Origin of the sequence: Streptomyces sp. NPDC058001 (assembly GCF_042886315.1) — a bacterium.
Taxonomy (GTDB): Bacteria; Actinomycetota; Actinomycetes; order Streptomycetales; family Streptomycetaceae; genus Streptomyces.
This window is the reverse complement of sequence record NZ_JBHVQT010000013.1, coordinates 26,003-50,442: the sequence shown is the minus strand read 5'-3', so window position 1 is coordinate 50,442 and position 24,440 is coordinate 26,003. Positions and strand designations below refer to the sequence as shown.

Below are 24,440 nucleotides of genomic sequence, written 5' to 3'. Positions count from 1 at the left end.
GAGGCAGATGCGGTGGTGGCCGGGCGCCGGTGGCGGCCATCCCAGGTTCCGTAAGTCCGTTCGCTGGTGGATCGCCGGGCATTCGGTCCACGCGCTGCTCCTGATGACCCTGGGCGGGCTCGCCACCCTGGCCGTCGCCATCGCCGTCCTGTGGACCCTCACCGAGCACTCCGACCGCTCGCTGGCGGAGCGGTTCACCGAGCCCGAGCGGATCTTCGACCAGAGCCTCGCGGTGCTGCGGGCCTGTGTGGGTACGGACAGTCTCAGCCCCGAGCCGGACAGCACCGCGCACCAACTCCTCGCGACGGTCGCCTCGGTGACGGGAGCGCTGGCACCGGCCGTGCTTCTGGGCATCGTGCTGATCAAGATGTTCGCGCTGCGGCCCTTCGTCTGGCGGCGCCGGGCCAGCATCTCCCACGCCTGGACCGCCGACTTCCCCGGGTACGCGCGGCGGCACGCGGAGAGCCAGGACGCCATCATCGCCGTCCGCTTCTACAACCGCTTCGACAATCTCTCCGTGGTCGATCTGCGGGCCCGCGCCCATCTGCGCTATCTGGAGCGCTCACCGCACGACAACAGCCTCGTCATCTACAAGAAGTGGCTCAAGGTCCTGGACGAGAAGGGCGAGCCCGCCGACGAGCGCTACTGGCTCGCCGTGGAGCGCGGCGCCCCGTTCACGGTGTGGATACCGGTCGACGCACCGGTGCCGGAGCTGCCGTTCACCGAGATCCAAGGCAAGGACCTGTCCCACTCCTTCGGCGTGAAACTCCTGGTACGGGTCACGGCGCGGACGGTACGGCTGGGCACCGAGGTCGCGGACGAACGCTGGTTCGACGTGGACGCCGGCGACTTCGAGAAAGGCCGCTTCGTCCCCCTCCAACCGGACTTCCAACGAGATGTGTGGCAGTGGACGGGCTGGCGGGACTTCGACGGCTTGCTTCCACCCGTACCGTCCCCGAGACGGGAATCCGCCGGCGACGCGTCCGGTGAAGACGGGGAGCCCGCGCGTCCCGCACCACCTCCGCAGCCGGCACAGCCTCCGGAGCCCGCACAGCCGGGCGAACCCGCATAGTCGTCAGGCGTCTCGGCGTTGCAGGAGTACGAAGCCGCCGATCAGCGCTGCCACCACCCACAGCACCATGATGCCCAGGCCGCCCCACGGGCCGTACGGGGTGTCGTCGTTGAGGGGGGTGACCACCTGGAGGATTTTGCTGCCTGCCCGGTCGGGGAGGAACTGGCCGATCTTCTTGGTCGCCGAGACATTGGCGAGGACGTTCGAGATCAGGAAGAAGAACGGCATCAGGATGCCGAGCGACAGCATCGGGCTGCGCAGCATCGCGGCGACGCCCATAGAGAACATCGCGATGAGCGTCATGTAGAGCCCGCCGCCGATGACGGCGCGCAGCACCCCCGGGTCACTGATCGACGCCTTGAGGGAGCCGAGCATGGCCTGTCCGAGGAAGAAGGCGAGGAAGCTGGTGACGATGCCGACCACGAAGGCCAGGACGGTGGCCACCGCGACCTTGCTGAACAGGAAGTTCACCCGCTGCGGCACGGCGGCGAGCGAGGTGCGGATCATGCCGGTGCTGTACTCGTTCGACACCACGAGCACCCCGAAGACGATCATCGCGAGCTGACCGAGGCTCATCCCGGCGAAGCTCACGAAGGTCGGGTCGAACGTGGCCTGGCTCTCGACGCTCATATTGCCGAATTCGCTCTTCGCCAGGGCGCTGATCAACATCCCGAGCGCGATCGTGACGAAGGCGGCCAGACTCAGTGTCCACACGGTGGACGCCACCGACCGGATCTTGGTCCACTCCGACCTGACGACCTGGGTGACCGCCATGTCAGGCCCCCTTCCGCGGCTGCTGCCAGCTCTCGCCCCAGCCGGCCCCGGGCGGCGGGGCCACGAGCCCCGCGTCCGGTGAGTCCGCGTGCGCGTGGTACTCCACGGACTCGGCGGTGAGCTGCATGAACGCGTCCTCCAAGGACGCCTGCTGCGGGCTCAGCTCATGCAGGACGAGATGGTGTTCGGCGGCCAGTTCACCGAGCTTCTCGGCGCCGACCCCGTCGACCTCCAGCGTGCCGTTGCCCGCCTCCACGACGGTGACACCGGCCTGGTGGAACACATCGAGCAGCCGCTCCCGCTGCGGGGTGCGCAGCCGCACGTACGAGCGGGAGTTCTGCCGGATGAACTCCACCATCGACGTGTCCGCGAGGAGCCGTCCCTGACCGATCACCACCAGATGGTCGGCGGTCAGCGCCATCTCGCTCATCAGGTGCGAGGAGACGAAGACGGTACGGCCCTGGCCGGCGAGCGACTTCATCAGATTGCGGATCCAGTGGATGCCCTCGGGGTCGAGCCCGTTCACCGGCTCGTCGAACATCAGGATCCGCGGGTCACCGAGCAGCGCCCCCGCGATCCCGAGCCGCTGCCCCATACCGAGCGAGAACCCCTTCGCCTTCTTCCGCGCGACCGAGGTGAGCCCCACCGTGTCCAGGACCTCACCGACCCGCGCCTTGGGGATGCCGTTGCTCTGCGCCAGACACAGCAGATGGTTGTACGCGCTACGGCCCCCGTGCATCGCCTTCGCGTCCAGCAGCGCGCCGATGTACTTGAGCGGATCGCGCAGCCCGGCGTAGTGCTGTCCGTCGATACGGACGTCCCCCGCGGTCGGATGGTCGAGACCGAGCATCATCCGCATCGTGGTGGACTTGCCCGAGCCGTTCGGGCCGAGGAAGCCGGTGACGATGCCGGGTCTGACGGAGAAGGTGAGGTCGTTGACCGCCATCTTGTCGCCGTACCGCTTGCTCAGCCCCTCTAGCTCGATCATGGCCACCAGGCTAAGGGCTGCCCCGGACCTCCGCCTGTCGGCTTGGGGAACATATGACCGATGTCCCGGTGAACGCGACGGTGCCCCGTACCGCCAGGAGCGGCGGTACGGGGCACGGGGTGGTGCGTCGCGGAGTCGCGGGAACCGAGCGACCGGTCGGGACCCTGAGGCCCCGTCGACCTACCGGGTCTGCTGCGCCGGCACACCGCGCGAGATCGGCTCGTCCTCCGGCGAACTGGCCGCGGCCACGGCCGCGCCCGTCAGCGTCGCCAGCATCTCGCGGACGTTCGTCAGCTGCGCGTTGATCGAGTCGCGACGGTTCGTCAGCGCGGCGAGCTCACGCTCGGACTCGCTGCGGATCCGGTCCGCCTTGGCGTTGGCGTCGGCCACGATGTCCTCGGCCTGGCGCTGCGCCGTCTCGACGGTCTGGCGGGCCCGGCGCTCGGCATCCGTGCGCAGCTTCTCCGCCTCCAGGCGCAGCTGCTCCGCCCGGTGCTCGATCTCGGCGAGACGCTTCTCGGCCTTGGCCTGACGGGACGCGAGGTCGCGCTCCGACTGCTCCCGGCGCTTGGCGAGGTTCGTCTCGAAGTCGGCGGCGGCCTGCGCGGCCTTCGCACGGGTCTCCTCGAAGAGCGCGTCGGCCTCTTCGCGCTTGGACTGCGCGTCCTTCTGGGCCTCGGAACGCAGCGTGGACGCCTCGCCCTTGGCCTTCTCGACGATCCGGACGCCCTCGTCCTCGGACTTGGCCTTGCGCTCGGCGGCGAACGCCTCCGCGTCGTTGCGCACCTGCTGCGCGGACGACTCGGCCAGCTCACGGTGCTGCTCGGCGGCGCGGCGCGCCTCCTCGCGCAGATCCTTCGCCTCCTCCTCGGCGAGGCGGAGGATCTTCTCTACGCGCGCGCCGAGACCGGCGTACGACGGTTCGGCGTCGCTGACCTGCGCCTGGGCGTTCTGCGTTTCGAGGTGGAGTTCCTCGATGCGCTTCTCCAGGGCGGTGATACGCGCCAGGGCACTGTCGCGGTCGGAGACGAGCTTGGCAATGCGTTCGTCCACCTGAGCGCGGTCGTACCCACGCCGCACTAGCTCGAAGCCGTATGGGGAAGTGTCGCTCATGGGGTTCCTGTCGAATGAGACCGGTGAGGTGATAGGGGGAATCCTAGGGGGCCGGACGGCGTGTCAACGAGCAGATGCCTGTTTGATCTGGAGAATGACACCCCTTTTGAGTGGCTGATGGTCGGAGCACTTGCCAGCGACCGGTCCGACCGTCCTTACAGAGCATGTAATTCGCGGTTCTGGCTAGTCTTCTGACGGCTTGCCACTCGAACGTGTGGCGCCCGCCGAGGCGCCGGCTTTCACACCACCGCCCGTCGACGAACCGCCGACCGCCGGGGCCTCGAAGGACTCCAACGCCTCCAGGACATCCTGCACCCGGGAGATCTCGGCATTGATGTCCTCGCGGCGCCGGACCAGGATGTCGAGTTCCCGCTGCCCCTCGTCGACGGTTCGTTTCGCCTGCTGCTGCGCGTCGGATCTGATCCGCTCGGCCTCGCGTACCAGTTCCGCCTTCTTCTGCTCGGCCTCCTTGAGGAGACCCTCGGCCTTCTTGACGGCGGCGATACGGACCTTGCTCGCCTCCGAATTCGCGTCCGACATCAGCTGCTTGGCCTTCGCGTCGGCCTTGGCGAGCTGTTCCTGGGCGGCCTTCACCAGCGTGTCGCACCGCTCGCCCGCGGAACGCATCGCCTCGGCGGACTCCCGGCGGGCCCGGTCGTGCAGCTCCTCGATCTCACCGGTGATCCGGTCCCGCAGCTCCTCGGCCCGCTCCCTGATGGCGGTCGCGTCCCGACGCGCCCCGACCAGCAGGTCATCGGCGTCCGTACGGGCCCGCTCCACCCGGGTGTTGCCCTCGACCGTGGCATCGCCGACCAGTCGCTCGGCCTCCGAACGGGCCGCGCCCACCATACGGTCGGCCTGCGCCTCGGCGTCCGCCGTGGTCTTGTGCGCCTTCTGCTGCGAGTCGTTCGCGAGCTTGTCCGCCTCCGATACGGCCTCCGTGATGAGCGCGTCGACCTGCTCGGCGGCCTCCGAACGCCGCCTGTTGGCGTCCTGACGGGCCGCGTCGCGCGTCTGCTCCGCCTCGCGCCTGGCCGCGCCGAGCACCCGCTCCGCATGGGCGTCCGCCTCGGCCTTGATCCGCGCCGACTCGGAACGGATCCGCTCCGCGTGCTGCTGCGCCGAACCGACCGTCTCGGCGGCCTCGGCACGCAGCCGCTCCGCGTCGCCGGTGGCGTCCGAGATCAGCTTCTCGGCCTTCGCGACGGACCCGCTCCGTACCCGCTCCGCCTGAGCGGTGGTCTCCGTCTGGAGCCGCTCCGCCTCACGTCGGGCCTCACCGATCAGGGTGTCCGCCTGGTTCGCCGCGTCGGACCGCATCCGGTTGGCGTCCTCGCGGGCCTCGGCCCGGGTGCGCGACGCGTCCTGCTCGGCCGTCGCGATGGTGTCCGACGCGTCCGTACGGGCCCGCTGCGCATGCTCGTTCGCGTCCGTCCGCAGCCGGTCCGCCTCGGCGATGGCCTCCGAAACGGTGCGCTCCGCGAGGGACTTCGCGGCCTCCGACTCCTCGGCGGCCTCCCGGCGGACCCGCGACGCGTCGTCGCCGGCCCGCTCCCGCTCGGCATAGGCGTCGGCGCGGACCCGGTCGGCCTCCTCCTGCGCCTCGCGCCGGGTGCGCTCGGCCGCGTGCTCGGCGGCGCCGCGCAGTCCCGCGATCTCCTCCTGCGCCTGCTCCTGGAGTCCGGACACCGCGTCCCGTACGGACTGGGCGGTCTGTTCGGCGCTGCCGACCATCTCGGTCGCGCGCCGGTCGGCCTCCTCGACCAGGCGGACCGCCTCGGTCTGTGCCTCGTCGACCCGCTTGCGCGCGGACGCGAGCAGTTCCTCGCTCTGCTCGCGGGCCCGCTCCCGCTCCTGGTCGGCCTCGCCGCGCGCGGAGCCGAGCAGTTCCTCGGCCTCACGGCGACGGCGTACGGCCTCCTCCTGGGCGGCGGCCAGCGCCTCGGCCGCCTCGGTACCGACCCGCTCGGCAGCCGCCGCGGCCTCGGTGCGGACCCGGTCGGCGGTCTCCTGGGCCTCCGTCTTCAGCCGCTCGGCCTCCGCGGCGGCCTCGGAGCGCAGCCGGACCGCGACGTTCTCACCCTCGGCGCGGGACTGCGCCGCGTCCGCCGCGGCCTCCGTACGCAGCCGCTCGGCCTCCGTCTCGGCCTGCGCCTGGAGCGTACGGATCCGCTCGGCGGCCTCGGCGCGCAGCCGCTCCGTCTCCTCGGCGGTCTCCCGGCGGATGCGCTCCGCCTCGTCCCGCGCGTCGTTCAGCGCCTGCTCGGCCGACCCGAGGCGCTCCTCGGCCTCCGTGTGCAGCCGGGTCAGCTCGTCGGCGGCCTCCGCGCGGCGCGCGTCGACGGCCCGCTCGGTCTCCTCACGCAGCTCATCGGCGGCCCGCTCGGCGTCCGCCTTGACCGTCTCGGCCTGCTCGGTGGCCTCGGCGAGGTGCCGCTCGGCCTCGGCGCGGGTGCGCTCCAGGGTCTCCTCGGCCTGCTTGCGCAGGGTCGTCGCCCGCTCGATGGCCTCGGTGCGGACCCGCTCGCTCTCGGTCGTCGCGGAGGAGCGCATCTCGTCCGCGTCGGCCCGTGACTTGGCGAGGATCTCCTCGGCGGACTTCGCCGCCTCCTCGATCTGCTGGACCGCCTCGCGGCGCGCCTCGCCCCGGATGCCCTCGCCCTCGTCGACCGCGTCGGCCCGCAACTGCTCGGCCTCGCCGCGCAGCCGCCGCGCCTCCTCCTGGAGTTCGACGGTCTTGGCGCGGTACTCCTTGGTGTCGTCCTTCGCCGCGCCCTTCAGCTCCTCGGCGATGTCGTGCGCCTGGTCGCGCAGCCGGTCCGCCTCGGCCTCCGCCTCGCGGCGGATCCGCTCGGCCTCGTCGGTGGCCGTCCGGGTGGTCGCCTTGGCGTCGTCGGACGCCTTGGTCAGGACCTCCTCGGCGGTACGGGCCGCCTTCGCGAGCTGGGACGCGGTCTCCTCGGCCGTCAGCGCGCGGGCCTTCTCGGACGCCTCCGCGACGATCTTCTCGGCCTCGGCGCGGGCGTCCGCGACGACCTGCTCGGCGTCCGCCTTGGTGGTCTCGGCCTCCTTGGTCGCCTCGCTGACCAGCCGGGCGACCTGCTCCTTGGCCGTACGGGTGCGCTGCTCGTTCGCCGACTCGGCCGCCGCGAGACGCTTGGTGGCGGCCTCCTTCGCCTCGGTCACCACCTTGTCGGCCTCGGTCCGCGCCTCACGCAGCGCGGTCTCGGCCTCCTGCATCCGCTGCTCGGCGTTGCGGCTCAGCTCGGTGGACTGCCGGCGGGCCTGGTCCGACTCGGCGGTGGTCGAGCTGCGCAGCTGCTCGGCGTGGTCGGTGGCCTCCTGCGCCTGGTTCGACGCGGCGTTCAGCAGCCGCTCGGCGTCCGTACGGGCCCGCCGCAGGATGCCTTCCGCTTCCGCGCGCGCCGCCTCCGCCTCGGAGCCCACGCGCCGGCTCGCCTCGTCCGTGAGGCGCTGCGCCTCGGCGCGGGCGGCGCCCAGTGACTGCGTGGCCTCGGCGCGGGACTCGTCGAGGAGCCGGCGGGCCTGCTGTTCGGTACGGGCGCGGAGCTGCTCGGCCCAGGCCACGTTCTCGTTGACGTGGGACTCGACGGTCGCGCGGCGCTCCGACAGTTCCTGGTCGAGCTGCTGGCGCCGGGAGATCGCCTCGGCGTGCAGTTCGGACTGGAGCCGGGCCTGCTGCTCCGCGTGCTCCTGGAGGATGCGCTGGGTCTGGGCGCGGGCGTGGCTCAGCTCGCGCTCGGCGTCGGCGCGCAGCTGCTCGGCCTGGATCTGGGCATTACGGAGGAGCTGTTCGGCCTGATAGCCGAGGTCCCCGCCGTCATAGGCAGGACGTGTCGCGAGGTTGCGGCGCGCCTCGTGCAGCTTGGCGCGCAGCACCTCGACCTGGTAGCCGAGGTCCTCGGCGTGCTGAACGGCCTTTTCCCGCTCGGTCTTCAGCCGCTCCATCTCGGCCTCGAACCGAGAGAGATGGTCGACGTCAGCTCGCTCTCGCTCCTGGCGTTCGTAGCCCCGCACTGCGCGGTCCCATCCGTCCCCTGGTCGCAAATCTCTCCGAAAGACCCCACCCGTCCGCCGAACGGGGCCCCCGGGGAATGGTGTCAGACAATCGGCGGAGCATGGGCTTCTGCCCGGACGCTCGCCCCCCGAAACCCGGACCCCGGCTGCGACCGCCCCACACTCGGACGGCCGCAGCCAACCCTACCGGGCCCGGTCTTCCGGTTGGCCTGGCCGACGTGCATTTCCTGCCCGGCGAAGCGGGGGATCGGGCCGGAGACGGTGTCGCGGCACGGATTCCGTCAGTGCTCGGTCGTGGCGGAAGGGTCCTGTGGGGCGGAAGTGACGAGTTCGGTGAGGACGCCGTGGCAGTCCTTCGGGTGCAGGAAGGTGATCCGCGAGTCCATCGAACCGCGCCGGGGCTCGTCGTACAGGACCCGGACGCCCTTGCCCTTGATGTCGGCCGCGTCCGCGTCGACGTCGGCGGTGCCGAAGGCGATGTGGTGGACACCCTCACCGTTCTTGGCCAGCCACTTCGCCACCGTGGAGTCCTCGCGCACCGGTTCCAGAAGCTGGAGGTAGGTGGCTCCGCCGTCCGACGTACCGTTGATCCGGAGCATGGCCTCCCGGACGCCCTGCTCTTCGTTGATCTCGGAGTGGTACACCTCGAATCCGTAGGTCGCGCGGTAGAACTCGACAGTCGTGTCCAGATCGAAACAGGCGATTCCGATGTGGTCGATTCGCGTCAGCATTCCCTCAGTGCAGCGCCCCGGGAGGTGGTTACGCAACGTGCGCGCGATCACACCGCCGTGGCGGTGACGCAACGCATACTGCTCAGTACATTCAGGTAAACCCTCGTTCACTCCTCAGCTTCCACGCTGAAAGGGGATCGCACGTCATGTCTGGAACGACCGGTACCACCTCAGTGATCGTCGCGGGCGCGCGTACGCCCATGGGACGGCTCCTGGGCTCGCTGAAGTCCTTCTCGGGAGCCGACCTCGGCGCCTTCGCCATCAAGGCCGCCCTGGACCGGGCCGGGATCGGCGGCGACCAGGTGCAGTACGTGATCATGGGCCAGGTGCTCCAGGCCGGGGCAGGGCAGATCCCGGCACGTCAGGCCGCCGTCAAGGCGGGCATCCCGATGGGCGTACCCGCCCTCACGATCAACAAGGTCTGTCTCTCGGGCCTGGACGCCATCGCCCTCGCCGATCAGCTCATTCGTGCGGGTGAGTTCGACATCGTCGTCGCGGGCGGCCAGGAGTCCATGACCAACGCGCCCCATCTGCTGCCGAAGTCCCGTGAGGGCTACAAGTACGGCGCGATCGAGATGCTCGACGCGATGGCCCACGACGGGCTGACCGACGCGTTCGAGAACATCGCGATGGGCGAGTCCACCGAGAAGCACAACACCCGCCTCGGTATCAAGCGCGCCGAGCAGGACGAGATCGCGGCCCAGTCCCACCAGCGCGCCGCGGCGGCACAGAAGAACGGCCTCTTCGAGGCGGAGATCACCCCGGTCGAGATCCCGCAGCGACGCGGCGAGCCGGTGCTGTTCAGCCAGGACGAGGGCATCCGCGCCGAGACCACCACCGAGTCGCTCGGCAAGCTGCGGCCCGCCTTCACGAAGGACGGCACCATCACCGCGGGCTCCTCCTCGCAGATCTCCGACGGCGCCGCCGCCGTCGTCGTGATGAGCAAGGCCAAGGCCGTCGAACTGGGCCTTGACTGGCTCGCCGAGATCGGCGCCCACGGCAATGTCGCGGGACCCGACAACTCCCTCCAGTCACAGCCGTCGAACGCCATCCAGCACGCCCTCAAGAAGGAGGGCATCGGCGTCGACGCCCTCGACCTCATCGAGATCAACGAGGCGTTCGGCGCGGTCGCCGTGCAGTCAATGAAGGACCTCGGCGTGTCATCGGAAAAGGTGAACGTCAACGGTGGCGCGATTGCCCTGGGTCACCCGATCGGGATGTCCGGCGCCCGGCTCGTGCTGCATCTGGCCCTGGAACTCAAGCGCCGGGGCGGTGGCGTGGGCGCCGCCGCGCTGTGCGGGGGCGGCGGCCAGGGCGACGCGCTGATCGTGCGAGTGCCCAAGGGCTGACCGCGCGTACGAGCGCGTACGAGCGCGTACGAGAGAGCTTCGACCCCGGGGCCGAAGCCCGAAGAACGGAGCTGTGCGCTGTGAAGCAGGACGTCTCCTCGCTGGTCACCCAGGCCAGGGAGGGCAGGCCGCGGGCCGTGGCCCGGCTGATCTCCCTGGTCGAGGGGGCGTCCCCGCAGCTCCGCGAGGTGATGGCGGCTCTCGCACCGCTCGCCGGCAACGCGTACGTCGTGGGGCTGACCGGTTCGCCGGGCGTCGGCAAGTCCACGTCCACGTCGGCGCTCGTCAGCGCGTACCGGCGGCAGGGCAAACGGGTCGCCGTCCTCGCCGTCGACCCCTCCTCGCCGTTCTCCGGCGGCGCGCTGCTCGGTGACCGGGTACGGATGTCCGAGCACGCGTCCGACCCCGGCGTCTACATCCGGTCCATGGCGACCCGTGGCCATCTCGGCGGTCTGGCGTGGGCCGCGCCCCAGGCGATCCGGGTCCTGGACGCCGCCGGATGCGAGGTGATCCTCGTGGAGACCGTCGGGGTCGGTCAGTCCGAGGTCGAGATCGCCTCGCAGGCCGACACCTCGGTCGTGCTCCTCGCGCCCGGCATGGGCGACGGCATCCAGGCCGCGAAGGCGGGCATCCTGGAGATCGGTGACGTCTACGTCGTCAACAAGGCCGACCGCGACGGCGCCGACGCGACCGCCCGCGAGCTGAACCACATGCTCGGCCTGGGCGAGTCCCGAGGCCCCGGCGACTGGCGCCCCCCGATCATCAAGACGGTCGCCGCGCGCGGCGAGGGCATCGACGAGGTCGTACAGGCCCTGGAGAAACACCGCGCGTGGATGGAGGAACGAGGCGTCCTCACCGAACGCCGCCGGGCACGCGCGGCCCACGAAATCGAAACGATCGCCGTCACGGCGCTGCGCGCGAAAATCGCGGACCTGAGAGGCGACACCCACGTAACCGCTCTCGCGGAACGCGTGGTTACGGGTGACTTGGACCCGTACGGAGCGGCGGACGAACTGGTCGCGGGCCTGACGCAGGGGGCCTGAACCTCAACGCCCAAGTGCCGGGCGCCCCGAAGGACACCCGGCACCCAGCACAGCCGTCACACGTCAGTCGTCGGACCCACGGTCATCGTGGTCGTCGGACCCGCGGTCATCGGACCCACGGCCATGGTCGTCGGACCCGTGGTCGTCGGACCCACGGCCACGGTCATCAGACCCCCGGTCGTCGGACTCACGGCCACGGTCATCGGACCTCCGGTCATCGGAACCCCGGTCATCGGACCCGTGGTTGTCCGAAGCCCGGTGCACCGAGACGGACCCGGACCCGAAGTCCACCCGCCACTCCCGCTCCGTACCACCCACGACGGAGTCGACCTCCCACCCACGGGACGTCCCGTCGTCGTCCACCTCGACCGACGTCACGGTCCCGTGCGAGTCGGCGACAGCCCGAGCCGCGGCCTCGGCGCTCACGGAGGCCCCGCGCACAGCGGCAAGCGCCCCGGCCGCGTCGTCATCGTCGTCCCGGTCGATGTGCGAGGTCAGCACCTTCCCGGTACCCCGGTCCACGTGCACGCTGTACCACTTACGGTCCTGACCGACCACGCCGACCTCCCACACCGGGGTGTCGTCATCGTCGTCGTCCAGCTCCGCCTTGACCGCCGTACCGGAGGTGTGGCGCAGCGCGGCGGCGATGGCGTCAGCGGCCGTCACCTTGGCACCCTTGGCCGCGGCGGCGTCGTTGTCCCGGCCGTTGTCGTCGTCGCGCCCGTCGTCGTCCCGGCTGTCGTCCGTACCGGGGGCATCCGTGCCGTTGTCGTCCGTGCCGGGGGCATCGGTGCCCCTGTCGTCCTTGCCGTTGTCGTCCGTGGTCCGCACGCTCGACCCGCGGCTCGGCGCGTCGTCGTCGCCCGCCACCGCGAAGGCGGTTGCGGTGCCTCCGACGAGGGTCGCGGCGGCCAGCGTGGCGATGACGAGGTTGCGCTTCATGGGTGTCCTCCCCGATTCGGCCGGACGGTCTGCCCGGTCTGTCGTCGTTCTGTGCGACGAGGACCAATGTGCTTGAGCGATGCTTAAGGTCCGCTGAAGTCGGCTGAAGACTTCTTCAGGTTCGATTTGCGAGGCTGTGCGCATGCGCCTGTTGATCGTGGAGGACGAGAAGCGTCTGGCCCTTTCCCTCGCGAAGGGTCTCACCGCCGAGGGGTACGCCGTGGATGTCGTCCACGACGGCCTGCAAGGACTGCACCGGGCGAGCGACGGCGCGTACGACCTGGTGATCCTCGACATCATGCTGCCCGGCATGAACGGCTACCGCGTCTGTGCCGCGTTGCGCGCCGCGGGCCACGACGTACCGATCCTGATGCTCACGGCGAAGGACGGCGAGTACGACGAGGCCGAGGGTCTGGACACGGGCGCCGACGACTATCTGACCAAGCCGTTCTCGTATGTGGTCCTCGTGGCGCGGGTCAAGGCGTTGTTGCGGCGGCGCGGGCGCGCGGGGGCCTCACCCGTGCATGTCCTGGGCGATCTGGAGGTCGACACGGCCGCCCGCCGGGTCCGCCGCGGTGAGGAGGAACTTCCGCTCACCGCCAAGGAGTTCGCGGTCCTGGAGCAACTCGTGCTGCGCCCCGGCGAGGTGGTGTCCAAGGCCGACATCCTGGAGCACGTCTGGGACTTCGCGTACGACGGCGACCCCAACATCGTCGAGGTGTACATCAGCGCGCTGCGGCGCAAGCTGGGCGCCTCGCTGATCCGCACGGTCCGTGGCGCCGGCTACCGGCTGGAGTCCACCAGATGAGCCGGCTGTTCGGTTCCGTACGGGCCAAGGCCACCCTCGGCGCGACCCTCGTCGTCGCCGTGGCGCTGCTCGCCGCCGGGTCCGCCGTCCTGCTCGCGCTGCGCTCCAGCCTCACCGACGAGGCGGGCACCGCCGCCCAGTCGACGGCGAACAAGGTGGCGACCAGGCTGGCCACCGGCATCGCGTACGACAAACTCGACCTGCCCGATGGCGGTGACACACCGGTGCAGGTCCTCGACGACGACGGGCGGCTCGTCGCGGCGAGCGAGGACCTGGAGCGCATCAGCGGTACGGGAAGCGGCGCCGTCCGGCCGCAGCCGACGCCGACGATCACCTCGCACGACGACGATGACGACGACCACAAGGGCAGAGGCAGGGGCAACGGCGACGACGACGAGTATCTGCTGGAGCCGGGTGAGATCTCCGACGACGTCAAATTCACCAACGGTTCGGCGACCGTCGACGGTACGACGGCCGAGTACCGCTTCGCCCGGGTCGGCGTGAACGTCCAGGGCAAGGGCGACCTGACCGTGTACGCGGGTGCCCCGCTGTCCGCCGAGCGCAGTGCCGTGAACACCGCGCTGACGGCCATGCTGATCGGCTTCCCGCTGCTGCTCGTGGTCGTCGCCGGGGTGACCTGGCTGGTGACGCGGCGCGCCTTGAAGCCCGTCGAGGGCATCCGGGGCGAGATGGCGGCCATCACCGCGTCGCAGGACCTGGCGCGACGGGTGCCCGAGCCGGACTCGCACGACGAGATCGCACGGCTCGCGCGGACCACCAATGAGACGCTGGCCGCCCTTGAGTCGTCCGTGGAGCGGCAGCGACGGTTCGTCGCCGACGCGTCGCACGAGTTGCGCAGCCCCATCGCGTCGCTGCGCACCCAGTTGGAAGTGGGTGCCGCACACCCGGACCTGCTGGACGTGGACGGCGCCGTCGCGGACACCGTGCGGCTCCAGACACTCGCCGCCGACCTGCTGCTCCTGGCCCGCCTTGACGCGGGGGAGCGGCCGGGTGAGAAGCGGTTCGACCTGGCCGCGCTGGTCCGTGCCGAGTTGGCGCAGCGCACCGGCGACCGGATCCCCGTAAGGACCGTCGGCCTCGACCCGACCGAGGTGACCGGGTCACGCGGTCAACTGGCGCGCATTCTCGGCAACCTCGTGGACAACGCCCAGCGGCACGCGGCGTCGGCGGTCTCGGTCGAGGTCCGCATACGCGACGGCGCCGCCGTACTGTCGGTCGCCGACGACGGCGGCGGGGTCCCGCCGGCCGAACGGGAACGCGTCTTCGAACGCTTCGTACGCTTGGACGACGCCCGCAGCCGCGACGACGGAGGCGCCGGCCTGGGCCTGGCCATCGCAAGAGACATAACAACCCGCCACGGAGGCACCCTCACGGTAAGAGATTCCCCAACAGGGGGCGCCCTCTTCGAACTACACCTACCGCACCGGTAAGCGCCCCGTCAGGGGCGCGGGGAACTGCGCACGGGCGAGCCGATGTCCCGGCAGGACGATTTCCCTAGGGGCGCGGGGAACTGCGCAAACAACCACGACGGGCCGGCACCTGCGCGACGGCATCAACCACCGCCCCATCAGGGGCGCGGGGAACTGCGCAACCGCTCAGGTACCCAACCCCGTCCCGGTCAATTCCGCCGCTGCCCCCGCAGATGGTCGGCAATCGGCGACAGCGACTTATGGAGTTCCTCCAGCGCCTCGGGCGAGATCAGGTCGATGAAATGCCGCCGTACGGACGCGACATGATGCGGAGCCACCCTCTTCATCGTCGCCAAGCCGTCCTCGGTCAGCACGGCGTAAAGCCCCCGCCGATCGGACTCACAGTTCTCCCGGCGGACCAGCCCGGCATTCTCCATCCGGGTGATCTGATGCGAGAGCCGACTCTTGGACTGCATGGTCGCGGACGCCAAATCACTCATCCGCATCCGCAGCTCCGCGGACTCGGAGAGATTGACCAGGATCTCGTAGTCGTTCATCGTCAGGCCGAACGGCTGGAGGTCCTTCTCCAGCTGGTGCGTCAGCAGGCGGTTGACCTCCAGATGAGTGCGCCAGGCGCACTGCTCGGCTTCGGTCAGCCAGGGCGTGGCCGTCTCGGTCTCCATATTTGCGATTCTACCTAAGAGGTTGAAAACTGAACGAGTGGTCGGAGTGTGACGGTGCGCACGCGTTCGAACGTCACACTCCGCAGACTACCGCTCACAGCCCGAAGCGACGCTGGAGGTCGCCGAGCTGTCCGGGAAGACGCGGTGCCGCACCCTGCTGTCCCGGATGTCCGCCCGCTCCCTGACCACCCGGCACCCCCGCCGCCTGCGGCACCGCCCCCGTGGCCTGCTCCGCCATCAGCACTTCCGTGGACTGGAGCAGCACCGTGCCGGCCCCCACGAACTCGAACTGGTGCTCCTCGCCGGAGGCCCCGCCGATGCCTGTCATCGCACGTAGACCGCCCAGCACACCGGTCATATAACCGTGGTCGTAGTGGTGGCACGGCGACGGGCAGTCGGCCCAGCCCACCAGGGCCTGCGGGTCCACCCGGATCGGCGGCTCCATGAACACCACAGGACCGTTCGACGCGGCCACGAACTTGCCCGTCCCGATGAGCGTCAGAAAGCCCGGAACGATCGACTGCTTGAGCGCGAGAGTTGGCTGAAAAGCGAGCAGATTGCCCGAGCGAATGGTCAGGTTGCCCTCAGCCAGGTCGTACGAATTCACGTCGAAGGCCCGGTCGGCGAGGAGCATCTTGCCCGATCCCGACGCCACCACCCAGTCGCTCGCGTGCAACGGCGAATGGAACGCCGTCCGCACCAGGCGGTCGAGCCGGCCGTGCCCGATCCCGTTGAACTCGATCGAGCCGTAGTAGGCGATCATCTTGCCCTTCTGGAGGAACCACTCACTGCTCTTGAGTTCCACACAGAAGGTGTAGCTGTTGACGTTGTCGTCGACCGGCAGCGTCATCGGGTCGTACACGGTCGGCCCGGTGGCTCCGTACGCGCTCACAGCTTCTCCTCCGACGCCTGGACGAACACCGCGCCATTGCCGCTCAGTTCCAACTGGAACGCCTCGCCCGAACCGCGCCCCACCATGTCCCGCCAGCCCAGGGCCGCGGACAGCTTGTTGCGTACGTCGCCATGGTGGGCGACATACGCCTGCGGGTCGACATGCACCGCCCGCTGCGGGGTGATCGGCACCTCGATCACACCGCCGTGCGCCATCACCGCCACAGAGCCATGCCCCTTGAGGGTGGTCGTGAACAGGCCCTGCCCGGTGACCTGGCCGCGCACCATGCCCATGACCCCGCCCTGCGAGCCCATGAACATCGTGCCCTGCTGCAAGGTCCCGTCGAAGGCGAGCAGCCGGTCCGCCTCGACATAGAGGGTGTCGCCGGTGAGGCTGATCACCTGGATGTGATGGCCGCCGTGCCCGAACAGCACCGTGCCGCTGCCCTCGACGGTCATCAGCGGTGTCGCCTCGTTCGCCATCCGGCGCCCGATCATCGACATCACCCCGCCCTGACCGCCCTGGATGTTCGGCGTGAAGGACACCTCGCCCTTGTACGCGAGCATCGCGCCACGCTGGCTGTACATCGTCTGGCCGGGCATCACGGTCGCCTCGACCATCTTCGAGTTGATCTCGCGGAAAGGCATCAGGCGTCCCCTCCGATCGTGTTGCGCTCGCTGGGCTGTACGTAGACCAGCCCGTCACCCTCGAACCGGATCTGGAACGCCTCGCCGCCGCCCTCGCCCAGGAAGGTGCGGAAGGTCACGCCCGACTGGAAGCTCTGCCGCACATTGCCCTGGTGCGCGATGTACGCGCCCGGGTCGACGGTGAGCGGGAACTGCGGTGAGACGCGCAGGATCACGGCAGGACCGTCCGACATGATCGCCGCCTGGCCCGAGCCCTCGACGGTCGTGGTGAACAGGCCGTTGCCCTGCGAGGCACCGCGCAGACCGGTGAAGGAGGTGCCGGTGCGCAGGCCCGCGTCGGTGGCCAGCAGATTGCTGGACTCGACGAAGAGCTTGTCGCCCTGGAGGTGGACGAGGTTGATCTCGCTCGCGCGGTCCGCGAACCAGCAGGTCCCCTGTCCCCGCACCTCCATGACGGTCATCTGCTCACCGGTCAGGCGCCGGGTCACCATCCCCCGGATGCCCTCACCGCCGCCGGTCATCTTCTTGAAGCTCATCTGGCCGTCATAGGCGACCATCGAGCCGTTCTTCGCCTTGACGGAGTCGCCGGACATGTCGACGGCGAGCACCTTGCTCCCTTGGAGCCGGAACATTGCCACGGAGCGACGGTAGCCGTTGCACAGAGCCCCCCGACAGCATCCGTAGAAGGAATACGTACCCTGAGGGGACCCCGATTCCCCACCGAAGGTGACCCGTGGACATCAAGACCGCATCCGCACTCCGCCGCCTGCGCCTGGTCTCGGCGCCCGAGGCTGTCTCGTTCCTGCTGCTGCTCGTCTGCTCCGTGCTCAAGCGGACGACCGAGTTCAACGCGGTCCCCGCGATGGGCATGATCCACGGTGTCCTGTTCATCCTGTACGTGCTCTTCTGGGCCGACGCCTGGAACCGCACCAAGTGGCCCCTCCGTACGGCCGCCCTCTACTTCGTCCTTTCGGTGCTGCCGACCGGTGGCTTCTTCGCCGAGCGCATGCTCAAGCGCGAGGCCGAGAACGCCGTGATCGCGTCCCGCGCCCGCAACGAAGGCGTCGTGAAGGCGTGATCGTCGCCTTCTCCGTGACTCCGCTCGGGGTCGGCGAGGACGTGGGGGAGTACGTCGCCGACGCCGTCCGCGTGGTACGCGAATCGGGTCTGCCGAACCGGACCGACGCCATGTTCACCTCCATCGAGGGGGAGTGGGACGAGGTGATGGACGTGGTGAAGCGGGCGGTCGCCGCCGTCGAGGCCCGCGCGCCCCGGGTCTCCGTCGTCCTCAAGGCCGACATCCGCCCCGGAGTGACGGACGGCCTCACGTCCAAGGTCGCGACGGTGGAGCGCCGACTCGCCGCCGAGTAACCCCTTCCGCGCCAGCAGCCGCTACCAGTCGTCAACTGTCGAAGCCTCGGCCCCGGGTGGGCCGGGGCTTTCGCGTACCCTGCGTGTGTACCGATTTGAGCGATCGCTCTCGCCTTCGGGCGCGAGATGCACGAGGAGGAGCGGGCGGGGGGACATGTCGCCCGGCTGGGTCAACTGCTCGCCGGGGCACAGACCAATCCACGGCTCGGCGCGGCCACGGTGGCGGGGCTCGACCTGTGGATCGCGGAGATCGAGCAGGTGCTGACCCGGGTCCTCGCGGCGACCCCGCTCGCCGAGTTCACCGACCCGGCGGGATCCCTGGGCCCGTTGACCCAGCGAGCGGTACCGGCCCGACTGCGCCGCACCCCTCCGACCTGACCGCCCGCCGGACCCCGCCGACCGGCGCAACCTTGCCCCCAAAAACGCCCTCTCGGGTCCCTTCCAGTCGACACGCCGCCATATCTCCACTTTTGTGAGGTTATTGGCTTGTCGATCAACAGAATGGGAGGGCGTCGTGCGGACTGAGGGCTATGACTACGAGACCCACAGCACGCTCGCCGGGCCGCTCACCGAGCCGGCCGGCCACGCGTACCGGGTGCGGTACACCACGCTCCTTTCCCGTGAACCCCATCGGATACGGGCCGTCCTGCTGATGACGCTCGCACCGGTGCTCACCGGAGTCCTGCTCGTCTACCTGGTGTGGCCCTCGCACTGGACCGACCGTGAGGGTGGTGAGAGCTGGCTCGTCGTCCTCGACGCCACCATGCTCATATCCATCGGCCTGATCGAGCTGTTCATGCTCGTCAACGTCGTCAGCATCGCCCACGCCACCCTCGTCGCCCGCGACCCGATACCCGTCCTACCCGAGACCGGCACCAAGGTCGCCTTCCTCACCACCTATGTGCCCGGCAAGGAACCCCTCGCCATGGCCCGCGCCACCCTCGAAGGCGCGATACGGGTCCGGCACACCGGACCCCTGGACATATGGCTCCTCGACGAGGGTGACGACCCTCAGGCCAAGGACCTCTGCGCCGAACTCGGCGTCCGGCACTTCACCCGGCACGGCGTCCCCGAGTGGAACCGGGCCACGGGCGTCCACAAGGCCCGCACCAAGCACGGCAACTACAACGCGTGGATCGCGATGCACGGCGGCGACTACGAGTTCTTCGCCTCCGTCGACACCGACCACGTCCCGCTCCCCTCCTTCCTGGAGCGGATGATGGGGTACTTCCGGGACCCCGATGTCGCGTTCGTCGTCGGACCGCAGGTCTACGGCAACTACGAGACCCCGGTCACCAAGGCCGCCGAGTCGCAGCAGTTCCTCTTCCACACCCTGATCCAGCGCGCGGGCAACCGTTACCGCTCCGCCATGTTCGTCGGCACCAACAACGTCGTACGTATCGCCGCCGTCCGTCAGATCGGCGGCCTGTACGACTCGATCACCGAGGACATGGCCACCGGGTTCGAACTGCACCGGCGCGAGAACCCCCGTACCGGGCACGCGTGGCAGTCCGTCTACACACCCGACGTGCTCGCGGTGGGTGAGGGTCCGGCCTCCTGGACCGACTTCTTCACGCAGCAGATGCGCTGGTCGCGCGGCACCTACGAGACCCTCTTCACGCAGTACTGGAAGGCGCCCTTCAGTATGTCTCCCGGGCGCCTCTTCTCGTACACGCTGATGCTGGTCTACTACCCGATGACCGCCGTCAACTGGCTGCTTGGCATTCTGAGTTGTGTGCTGTTCCTCTGGTTCGGCGCCTCCGGCACCCAGGTCGCCGCCTCCGTGTGGCTGATGCTCTACAGCGACGCCGCCGCCCTCCAGATCGGCCTCTACCTCTGGAACCGCCGGCACAACGTGTCCCCGCACGAACCCGAGGGCTCCGGCGGTCTCGCCGGGATGGCGATGTCCGCGCTGTCCGCGCCGATCTACGCCACCTCGCTCGGCAACGCGGTACTGCGCCGCCCCAGCCGTTTCGTCGTCACCCCGAAGGGTGACGGCACCAGCCCGGACCGGCTGCTGACCTTCCGGATCCATCTGAGCTGGGCCGCACTCCTGGCGTCCTCGCTCGTCGCGTCCGTCGTCCTCGACCACACCCACGCGGCCATGCGGACCTGGGCCGTCCTCGCCCTGGTCATCTCGCTCGCGCCCGTCTCGGTGTGGGCCTGGACCCGGAACCAGGAACGCCGGGCCGCCGCACTGCTCGGGACCCCGCGCCTGCTCGACGACGAGATCCTGCGCACCCCCACCGCCGTGCTCGCCCAGGGCCCCCGTGTCCGCGCGCAGTCGACCACCGTCACCGGCAGCACGACAGGAGGCTCGTGACCCATGGCATACCAGCCGTCGAAGAAGCTGAAGAAGACCGTGCTCGGTGTCGGCGCCGGCGCCGTCCTGGTCGGACTCAACGCGCCCGCGGCCCTTGGTTTCGCCGAGGAGCGCTACTACGAGTACAAGATCGCGCAGCCCGCCTACCAGGCCAAGTACGGCTCCTGGACCCAGGTCGACATACCCGCGCGGTACCGCACCAACGCCATCCACGCGGCGCTCCTGCACACCGGCAAGGTCCTCATCGTCGCCGGGTCCGGCAATGAGCAGAAGAAGTTCGACAAGGGCTCCTTCGACACCGTCCTGTGGGACCCGAGGGCGAACACCTTCAAGAAGATCGCGACCCCCGACGACTTCTTCTGCTCCGGACACGCGGCACTTCCCGACGGGCGGCTCCTGGTGGCGGGCGGCACCGCGCGCTACGAACTCCTCGACGGGGAGGTCGACCGGCCCGGCGGCGGTATGCGCGTCAAGAACGAGAACCCCGACAAGGTGGTCACCCTGAAGAAGGGCACCCGCTTCCGTTCGCCCGCCGGTGTCGAGTACGTCAGCAAATTCGACGTCACCGTGCCGAAGGCGCTCCGCGAGAACAAGATCACGTACGGCAAGTCCGGCCAGATGCAGCCCTGGCAGACCACCGTCACCGCCAGCGAGGCGCGGGTCTTCGTGGAGGCCGTGGAGGAGGGGCCGCAGTCGGTCACCGACAAGCAGGCCCAGTACGAGATCGTCGGTCTGAGCGGCAAGGACGCCGACAACACCTACGGGCTCTCCGAGCAGATCACCCTCGACAAGCAGGACTTCCAGGGCATCAGGGCCGCCTACGAGTTCGACCCGACGGCGGAGAAGTACATACCCGTCGACCCCATGCGCAAGGCCCGCTGGTACCCGACGCTCGTCGGCCTGGACGACGGGCGGGTCCTCGCCGTCTCCGGCCTTGACGACGTCGGTGCCATCGACCCCGGCGACAACGAGATATACGACCCGAGGACCAAGAAGTGGACGATGGGCCCCCACCGCTACTTCCCCACCTATCCCGCCCTGTTCCTCACCGAGGGCGGCAAGCTCTTCTACCCCGCGTCCAACGCCGGGTACGGGCCCGCCGACCAGGGGCGCGAGCCGGGTCTGTGGGATCTGAAGACCAATAAGTTCAAGAAGATCCCCGGCCTCGCCGACATCGACCAGACCGAGACCTCGTCCTCACTGCTGCTGCCGCCCGCGCAGGACCAGAAGGTGATGATCCTCGGCGGCGGAGGCGTCGGCGAGTCCAAGAAGGCGACCCGCCGTACCGCCGTCGTCGACCTCAAGAAGGACAACCCCGCCTTCGTGAACGGACCGGACCTTCCGCAGGGCACCCGCTATCTCAACAGCGTGATCATGCCGGACGACTCGGTGTTCACCACCAACGGTTCCACGGACTACCGGGGCCGCAGCGCCAGCAACGTCCTCAAGGCGCAGTTCTACGACCCCAAGCGGAACGCCTTCCGGGACGCCGCCTCACCCCGAGTCGGCCGCAACTACCACTCCGAGGCGCTGCTCCTGCCGGACGGACGCGTCGCCACCTTCGGCTCCGACCCGCTCTTCGACGACCAGCAGAACACCAAGCTGGGCCACTTCGAGCAGCGCATGGAGATCTTCACCCCGCCCGCCCTCCTCAAGAACCGCACCGGCCGGCCCGTACTCGGCGCCGGTCCCGACACCCTCACCGCGAACCGCCGCGCCACCTTCGCGACCGAGCACACGGACCGGATCACGGGCGCCCGACTGATGCGGCCCAGCGCGGTCACCCACACCACCGACGTCGAACAGCGCTCCATCGCACTCACCCTGACCAGGACAAAGGACTCGCTCACGGTCGAGGTCCCGGACGACCGGACTCTCGTACCACCGGGTTGGTACATGCTCTTCGTGACGGACGCGGAAGGAACACCGTCAGAGGCAAAGTGGATCAAAGTGCCGTAGGCAAAGCGCCCCTGAAAGGGGCGCGGGGCTGTGACATGTGCGGCTCCGCCGCGTGGGCGCGACCAGCCATCCGCCTATGAACTGTTACGGGCAAGGCCCAACGCATAATCCGGCCACCAAGTCCCGGCCGCCGGCCCCCCACGACACTCACCGTCCGACTCACCGGGCCGCTTGATCCACAAGAAGGCGTCGACCAGCGGATCACCGGTCTCAGCCGTAGGCCCCGTGCCGAGCGCCCGGTCCGGCGGGTTGCACCAGACGTTGTCCGTGTCGCCGGTCAGCGGGCCTTTGCCGTTGCGGCTGGTGTCGATGACGAAGTGCTTGCCGCCGAGGATCCGGGACAGCTCCTGGCCGTAGGTCCGGACGGCCGTGTCGGTCTGGAAGTTGGACACGTTCAGCGCGAACCCGTCCGCGCGCTCGATCCCGGACAGGGTCAGCGGCTCCCGCAGTTTCGACGCGTCCGTGATCCATGCCGGATTGCCCGCGTCCAGATACACCGTGGTGTGCGGCTGCCGCTTCAGCCGGTCGATCGCGTCCGACAGGAGCTGGAACCGTTCCGCGCGGTACTCCTCCGGGGTGCACCCGTCCACGGTGTGCGCGACCGCGTCCGGCTCAAGGATGACTACGGCCTTGCTGTCCCCGAGCGCCGCCGCGAACCGGTCGATCCACGTCCGGTACGCCTCCGGGCTCGTCGCCCCGCCCGCCGAGTGCTGCCCGCAGTCGCGGTGCGGGATGTCGTACGCGACGAACAGCGCGGTACGGCCGTCCTTCGCGGCGCCCGCCGTGGCCGCCCGCATCATCGTCGCCGGGTCCTCACCGGCCGGCCAGATCGCCGCCGGCTGCTCGGAGATCCGGCGCAGCAGCTCCGCGTCCGAGGCGCGGCCCGTCCGCTGCCAGTCGGCGACCTGACGGGCCGACGGGCTCTGGGGGTCGACCCAGAACGGCGACTGCGCGGGAGACCCCGCCGACGCCTTCGACGGCTTCCGGACGGCGGACGCCTCCTCGATGTCGGAGCCCTCGGCGCAGGCGGCGAGCCCGAGCACGGTGACGACCGCGAGCGCCAGTACGCGGGAAACCCCACGGCTACGGATCAGGCGGGACATCCTGCCCCCAAACAGTGACGGACTTTTCGCGCAATCGTGACATAACGGCGCGTTTCCTCCGGGATGTGACACCGCTTCGGCACCGCTGCGCCCTGTCCGATGACCGCGCGATGACGTGCCCGCGCGGGCACCGCGTACCGGTCAGCCCCCCGCCGCCAGCGCGATCCCCAGCGGTGTCCGCTCGTAGAGCACCTGATGCCCGTACCGCCGCGAGGTCAGCAGCCCCGCGTCCCGCAGGGCCTTCAGGTGTGCCGACACCGACGACGCTGCCAGATCCAGCCGGTGCGCCAGCGCGGTCGTCGTGGCCGGCAGGTCAAGGGCGGCGAGTACCGCCGCGCGATGTCTGCCCAGGAGACGGACCAGTGCCTCCGTGGTCTGTTCCGTCGGCGCCGACCACAGGCCGCCGATCCCGCGTACCGGATACACCAGCGTCGGCTGCCACGGTGGCTCGTAGCCGCTGATCACGTCCGGCCACGAGAACACACTCGGCATCAGTACGAGGCCCTGCCCGTCCAGATCCCGTTCGTGCTGTCCCTTCCACTCCACCGTCAGCGTTCCCTCGCGCCACGTGAACCGGTGATCCAGCTCCCGCAGCAGCCCGCCCAGGCCCACATCGGCCAGCCGCCGCGAATGGAACGCCACATCGGCCTCAAGCAGGGCGCGCAGCCGGGGCCAGTCCGGCTCGACCAGCACATGCCACGCCCGCTCCATCAGATCCGCCAACTCCCGTACGGTGCGTGCCGGATCCGCGAGCAGATGGCGGCCGAGCGCGGTGTCGGCGGCGCCCGGCGTACAGGCCAGGGCGCGCACCATCTCCTCGCGCGCCGCCTCCGGGTCGGCCGTCCGTACCGCGGCGATCTCCTCGTCGAAGGTGCCCGACGGGCGGAGCGGTGGCGGGCCGAGCCAGTCCGGGCTGTGGCCGCGCTGGGGCATCAGCAGCCAGAGCGGGGCGAAGTCGAGGTCCGCGCCGGACGCGCGGACGCGGCGCAGCCAGTGCGGGTGGTAGCCCTGGCGCTCGGGGCGCTTGAGGGTACGGACCGCCTCCTGCGTCTCCCAGAGGGGGGAGACCGCGAAGCGGCAGGCGAGGAGGTCGTCCTCGCCGAAGCGGAGGTGGTGGGGCACGGTTTCCCCCTCCGGGGTGGTGAAGATTCGTCTGGTGCCGAAACATTACGGG

21 protein-coding genes and 1 pseudogene are annotated in these 24,440 nt (G+C 69.8%); 10 read left to right on the top strand and 12 right to left on the bottom strand.

What is annotated here, in order from left to right:
• Positions 1 to 7: 7 nt before the first annotated feature.
• Positions 8 to 1,072, top strand: a complete 1,065-nt coding sequence (locus ACFVT5_RS30300; protein ID WP_389894559.1) for a hypothetical protein — start codon at positions 8 to 10, stop codon at positions 1,070 to 1,072.
• Between the two features lie 3 nt (positions 1,073 to 1,075).
• Here ACFVT5_RS30300 and ACFVT5_RS30295 read toward each other — a convergent pair whose 3' ends face one another.
• The 5 genes from ACFVT5_RS30295 to mce form a co-directional block, all read right to left on the bottom strand.
• Positions 1,076 to 1,846, bottom strand: a complete 771-nt coding sequence (locus tag ACFVT5_RS30295) for an ABC transporter permease (protein WP_389894557.1) — start codon at positions 1,844 to 1,846, stop codon at positions 1,076 to 1,078.
• 1 nt (position 1,847) lies between these two features.
• Positions 1,848 to 2,834, bottom strand: coding sequence for an ATP-binding cassette domain-containing protein (locus ACFVT5_RS30290; RefSeq protein ID WP_389894555.1), 987 nt, complete (start codon positions 2,832 to 2,834; stop codon positions 1,848 to 1,850).
• A 180-nt stretch (positions 2,835 to 3,014) separates the two neighbouring features.
• A complete protein-coding gene (locus tag ACFVT5_RS30285; protein WP_389894553.1) occupies positions 3,015 to 3,947 on the bottom strand; it encodes a cellulose-binding protein in 933 nt (310 codons plus the stop codon).
• Positions 3,948 to 4,130: 183 nt separating this feature from the next.
• A complete protein-coding gene (gene scy / locus ACFVT5_RS30280; RefSeq protein WP_389894551.1) occupies positions 4,131 to 7,985 on the bottom strand; it encodes a polarized growth protein Scy in 3,855 nt (1,284 codons plus the stop codon).
• 281 nt (positions 7,986 to 8,266) lie between these two features.
• On the bottom strand, positions 8,267 to 8,716 hold the full coding sequence (gene mce / locus ACFVT5_RS30275) for a methylmalonyl-CoA epimerase (protein WP_389894549.1): 450 nt from the start codon (positions 8,714 to 8,716) through the stop codon (positions 8,267 to 8,269).
• Between the two features lie 146 nt (positions 8,717 to 8,862).
• Between mce and ACFVT5_RS30270 the strand changes: the two genes are divergently transcribed.
• Both ACFVT5_RS30270 and meaB read left to right on the top strand, forming a co-directional pair.
• Complete coding sequence (locus tag ACFVT5_RS30270) at positions 8,863 to 10,065, top strand: acetyl-CoA C-acetyltransferase (protein WP_389894547.1); 1,203 nt, start codon at positions 8,863 to 8,865, stop codon at positions 10,063 to 10,065.
• Between the two features lie 80 nt (positions 10,066 to 10,145).
• Positions 10,146 to 11,108: a methylmalonyl Co-A mutase-associated GTPase MeaB gene (gene meaB / locus ACFVT5_RS30265; protein WP_389894545.1), complete on the top strand. Its 963-nt coding sequence runs from the start codon at positions 10,146 to 10,148 to the stop codon at positions 11,106 to 11,108.
• A gap of 63 nt (positions 11,109 to 11,171) precedes the next feature.
• Here meaB and ACFVT5_RS30260 read toward each other — a convergent pair whose 3' ends face one another.
• Positions 11,172 to 12,050: a PepSY domain-containing protein gene (locus tag ACFVT5_RS30260; RefSeq protein WP_389894543.1), complete on the bottom strand. Its 879-nt coding sequence runs from the start codon at positions 12,048 to 12,050 to the stop codon at positions 11,172 to 11,174.
• A gap of 142 nt (positions 12,051 to 12,192) precedes the next feature.
• Between ACFVT5_RS30260 and ACFVT5_RS30255 the strand changes: the two genes are divergently transcribed.
• Both ACFVT5_RS30255 and ACFVT5_RS30250 read left to right on the top strand, forming a co-directional pair.
• Positions 12,193 to 12,858: a response regulator transcription factor gene (locus tag ACFVT5_RS30255; RefSeq protein WP_389894541.1), complete on the top strand. Its 666-nt coding sequence runs from the start codon at positions 12,193 to 12,195 to the stop codon at positions 12,856 to 12,858.
• Entirely contained in the window at positions 12,855 to 14,309 is a 1,455-nt protein-coding gene (locus ACFVT5_RS30250; protein WP_389894539.1) for a sensor histidine kinase, read from the top strand. The genes ACFVT5_RS30255 and ACFVT5_RS30250 overlap by 4 nt, the downstream gene beginning before the upstream one ends.
• Before the next feature lie 188 nt (positions 14,310 to 14,497).
• On the opposite strand, the gene ACFVT5_RS30245 is transcribed toward ACFVT5_RS30250, so the two are convergent.
• The 4 genes from ACFVT5_RS30245 to ACFVT5_RS30230 all read right to left on the bottom strand — a co-directional run bounded on the left by ACFVT5_RS30245 (position 14,498) and on the right by ACFVT5_RS30230 (position 17,142).
• Entirely contained in the window at positions 14,498 to 14,971 is a 474-nt protein-coding gene (locus tag ACFVT5_RS30245) for a MarR family winged helix-turn-helix transcriptional regulator (protein ID WP_389894537.1), read from the bottom strand.
• Positions 14,972 to 15,065: 94 nt separating this feature from the next.
• Positions 15,066 to 15,821, bottom strand: coding sequence for an AIM24 family protein (locus ACFVT5_RS30240; protein ID WP_389895026.1), 756 nt, complete (start codon positions 15,819 to 15,821; stop codon positions 15,066 to 15,068).
• A 38-nt stretch (positions 15,822 to 15,859) separates the two neighbouring features.
• Positions 15,860 to 16,510 carry an AIM24 family protein gene (locus tag ACFVT5_RS30235; protein ID WP_389894535.1) on the bottom strand — a complete coding sequence of 217 codons (651 nt, stop codon included), beginning with the start codon at positions 16,508 to 16,510 and terminating at the stop codon, positions 15,860 to 15,862.
• Positions 16,510 to 17,142, bottom strand: coding sequence for an AIM24 family protein (locus ACFVT5_RS30230; RefSeq protein WP_389895024.1), 633 nt, complete (start codon positions 17,140 to 17,142; stop codon positions 16,510 to 16,512). The genes ACFVT5_RS30235 and ACFVT5_RS30230 overlap by 1 nt, the downstream gene beginning before the upstream one ends.
• Before the next feature lie 101 nt (positions 17,143 to 17,243).
• Here ACFVT5_RS30230 and ACFVT5_RS30225 point away from each other — a divergent pair, with 101 nt between their 5' ends.
• The 5 genes and pseudogenes from ACFVT5_RS30225 (at position 17,244) to ACFVT5_RS30205 (ending at position 22,163) form a co-directional block, all read left to right on the top strand.
• Positions 17,244 to 17,588 (top strand): DUF3817 domain-containing protein, encoded by a 345-nt coding sequence (locus ACFVT5_RS30225; RefSeq protein WP_389894533.1) that lies wholly within the window; start codon positions 17,244 to 17,246, stop codon positions 17,586 to 17,588.
• Positions 17,585 to 17,881, top strand: a complete 297-nt coding sequence (locus tag ACFVT5_RS30220; RefSeq protein ID WP_389894531.1) for an MTH1187 family thiamine-binding protein — start codon at positions 17,585 to 17,587, stop codon at positions 17,879 to 17,881. The genes ACFVT5_RS30225 and ACFVT5_RS30220 overlap by 4 nt, the downstream gene beginning before the upstream one ends.
• Positions 17,882 to 17,989: 108 nt before the next feature.
• Positions 17,990 to 18,259: pseudogene (locus ACFVT5_RS30215) on the top strand (TetR/AcrR family transcriptional regulator); the annotation flags it as partial.
• A 136-nt stretch (positions 18,260 to 18,395) separates the two neighbouring features.
• A complete protein-coding gene (locus ACFVT5_RS30210) occupies positions 18,396 to 20,204 on the top strand; it encodes a glycosyltransferase family 2 protein (protein ID WP_389894529.1) in 1,809 nt (602 codons plus the stop codon).
• Positions 20,205 to 20,207: 3 nt separating this feature from the next.
• A complete protein-coding gene (locus ACFVT5_RS30205; protein WP_389894527.1) occupies positions 20,208 to 22,163 on the top strand; it encodes a galactose oxidase-like domain-containing protein in 1,956 nt (651 codons plus the stop codon).
• 74 nt (positions 22,164 to 22,237) lie between these two features.
• Here ACFVT5_RS30205 and ACFVT5_RS30200 read toward each other — a convergent pair whose 3' ends face one another.
• Both ACFVT5_RS30200 and ACFVT5_RS30195 read right to left on the bottom strand, forming a co-directional pair.
• The gene (locus ACFVT5_RS30200) at positions 22,238 to 23,266 is read right to left on the bottom strand and encodes a glycoside hydrolase family 6 protein (RefSeq protein WP_389894525.1); all 1,029 of its coding nucleotides are present in this window, start codon (positions 23,264 to 23,266) and stop codon (positions 22,238 to 22,240) included.
• 141 nt (positions 23,267 to 23,407) lie between these two features.
• The gene (locus ACFVT5_RS30195) at positions 23,408 to 24,388 is read right to left on the bottom strand and encodes a DUF5937 family protein (protein WP_389894523.1); all 981 of its coding nucleotides are present in this window, start codon (positions 24,386 to 24,388) and stop codon (positions 23,408 to 23,410) included.
• Positions 24,389 to 24,440: the final 52 nt, after the last annotated feature.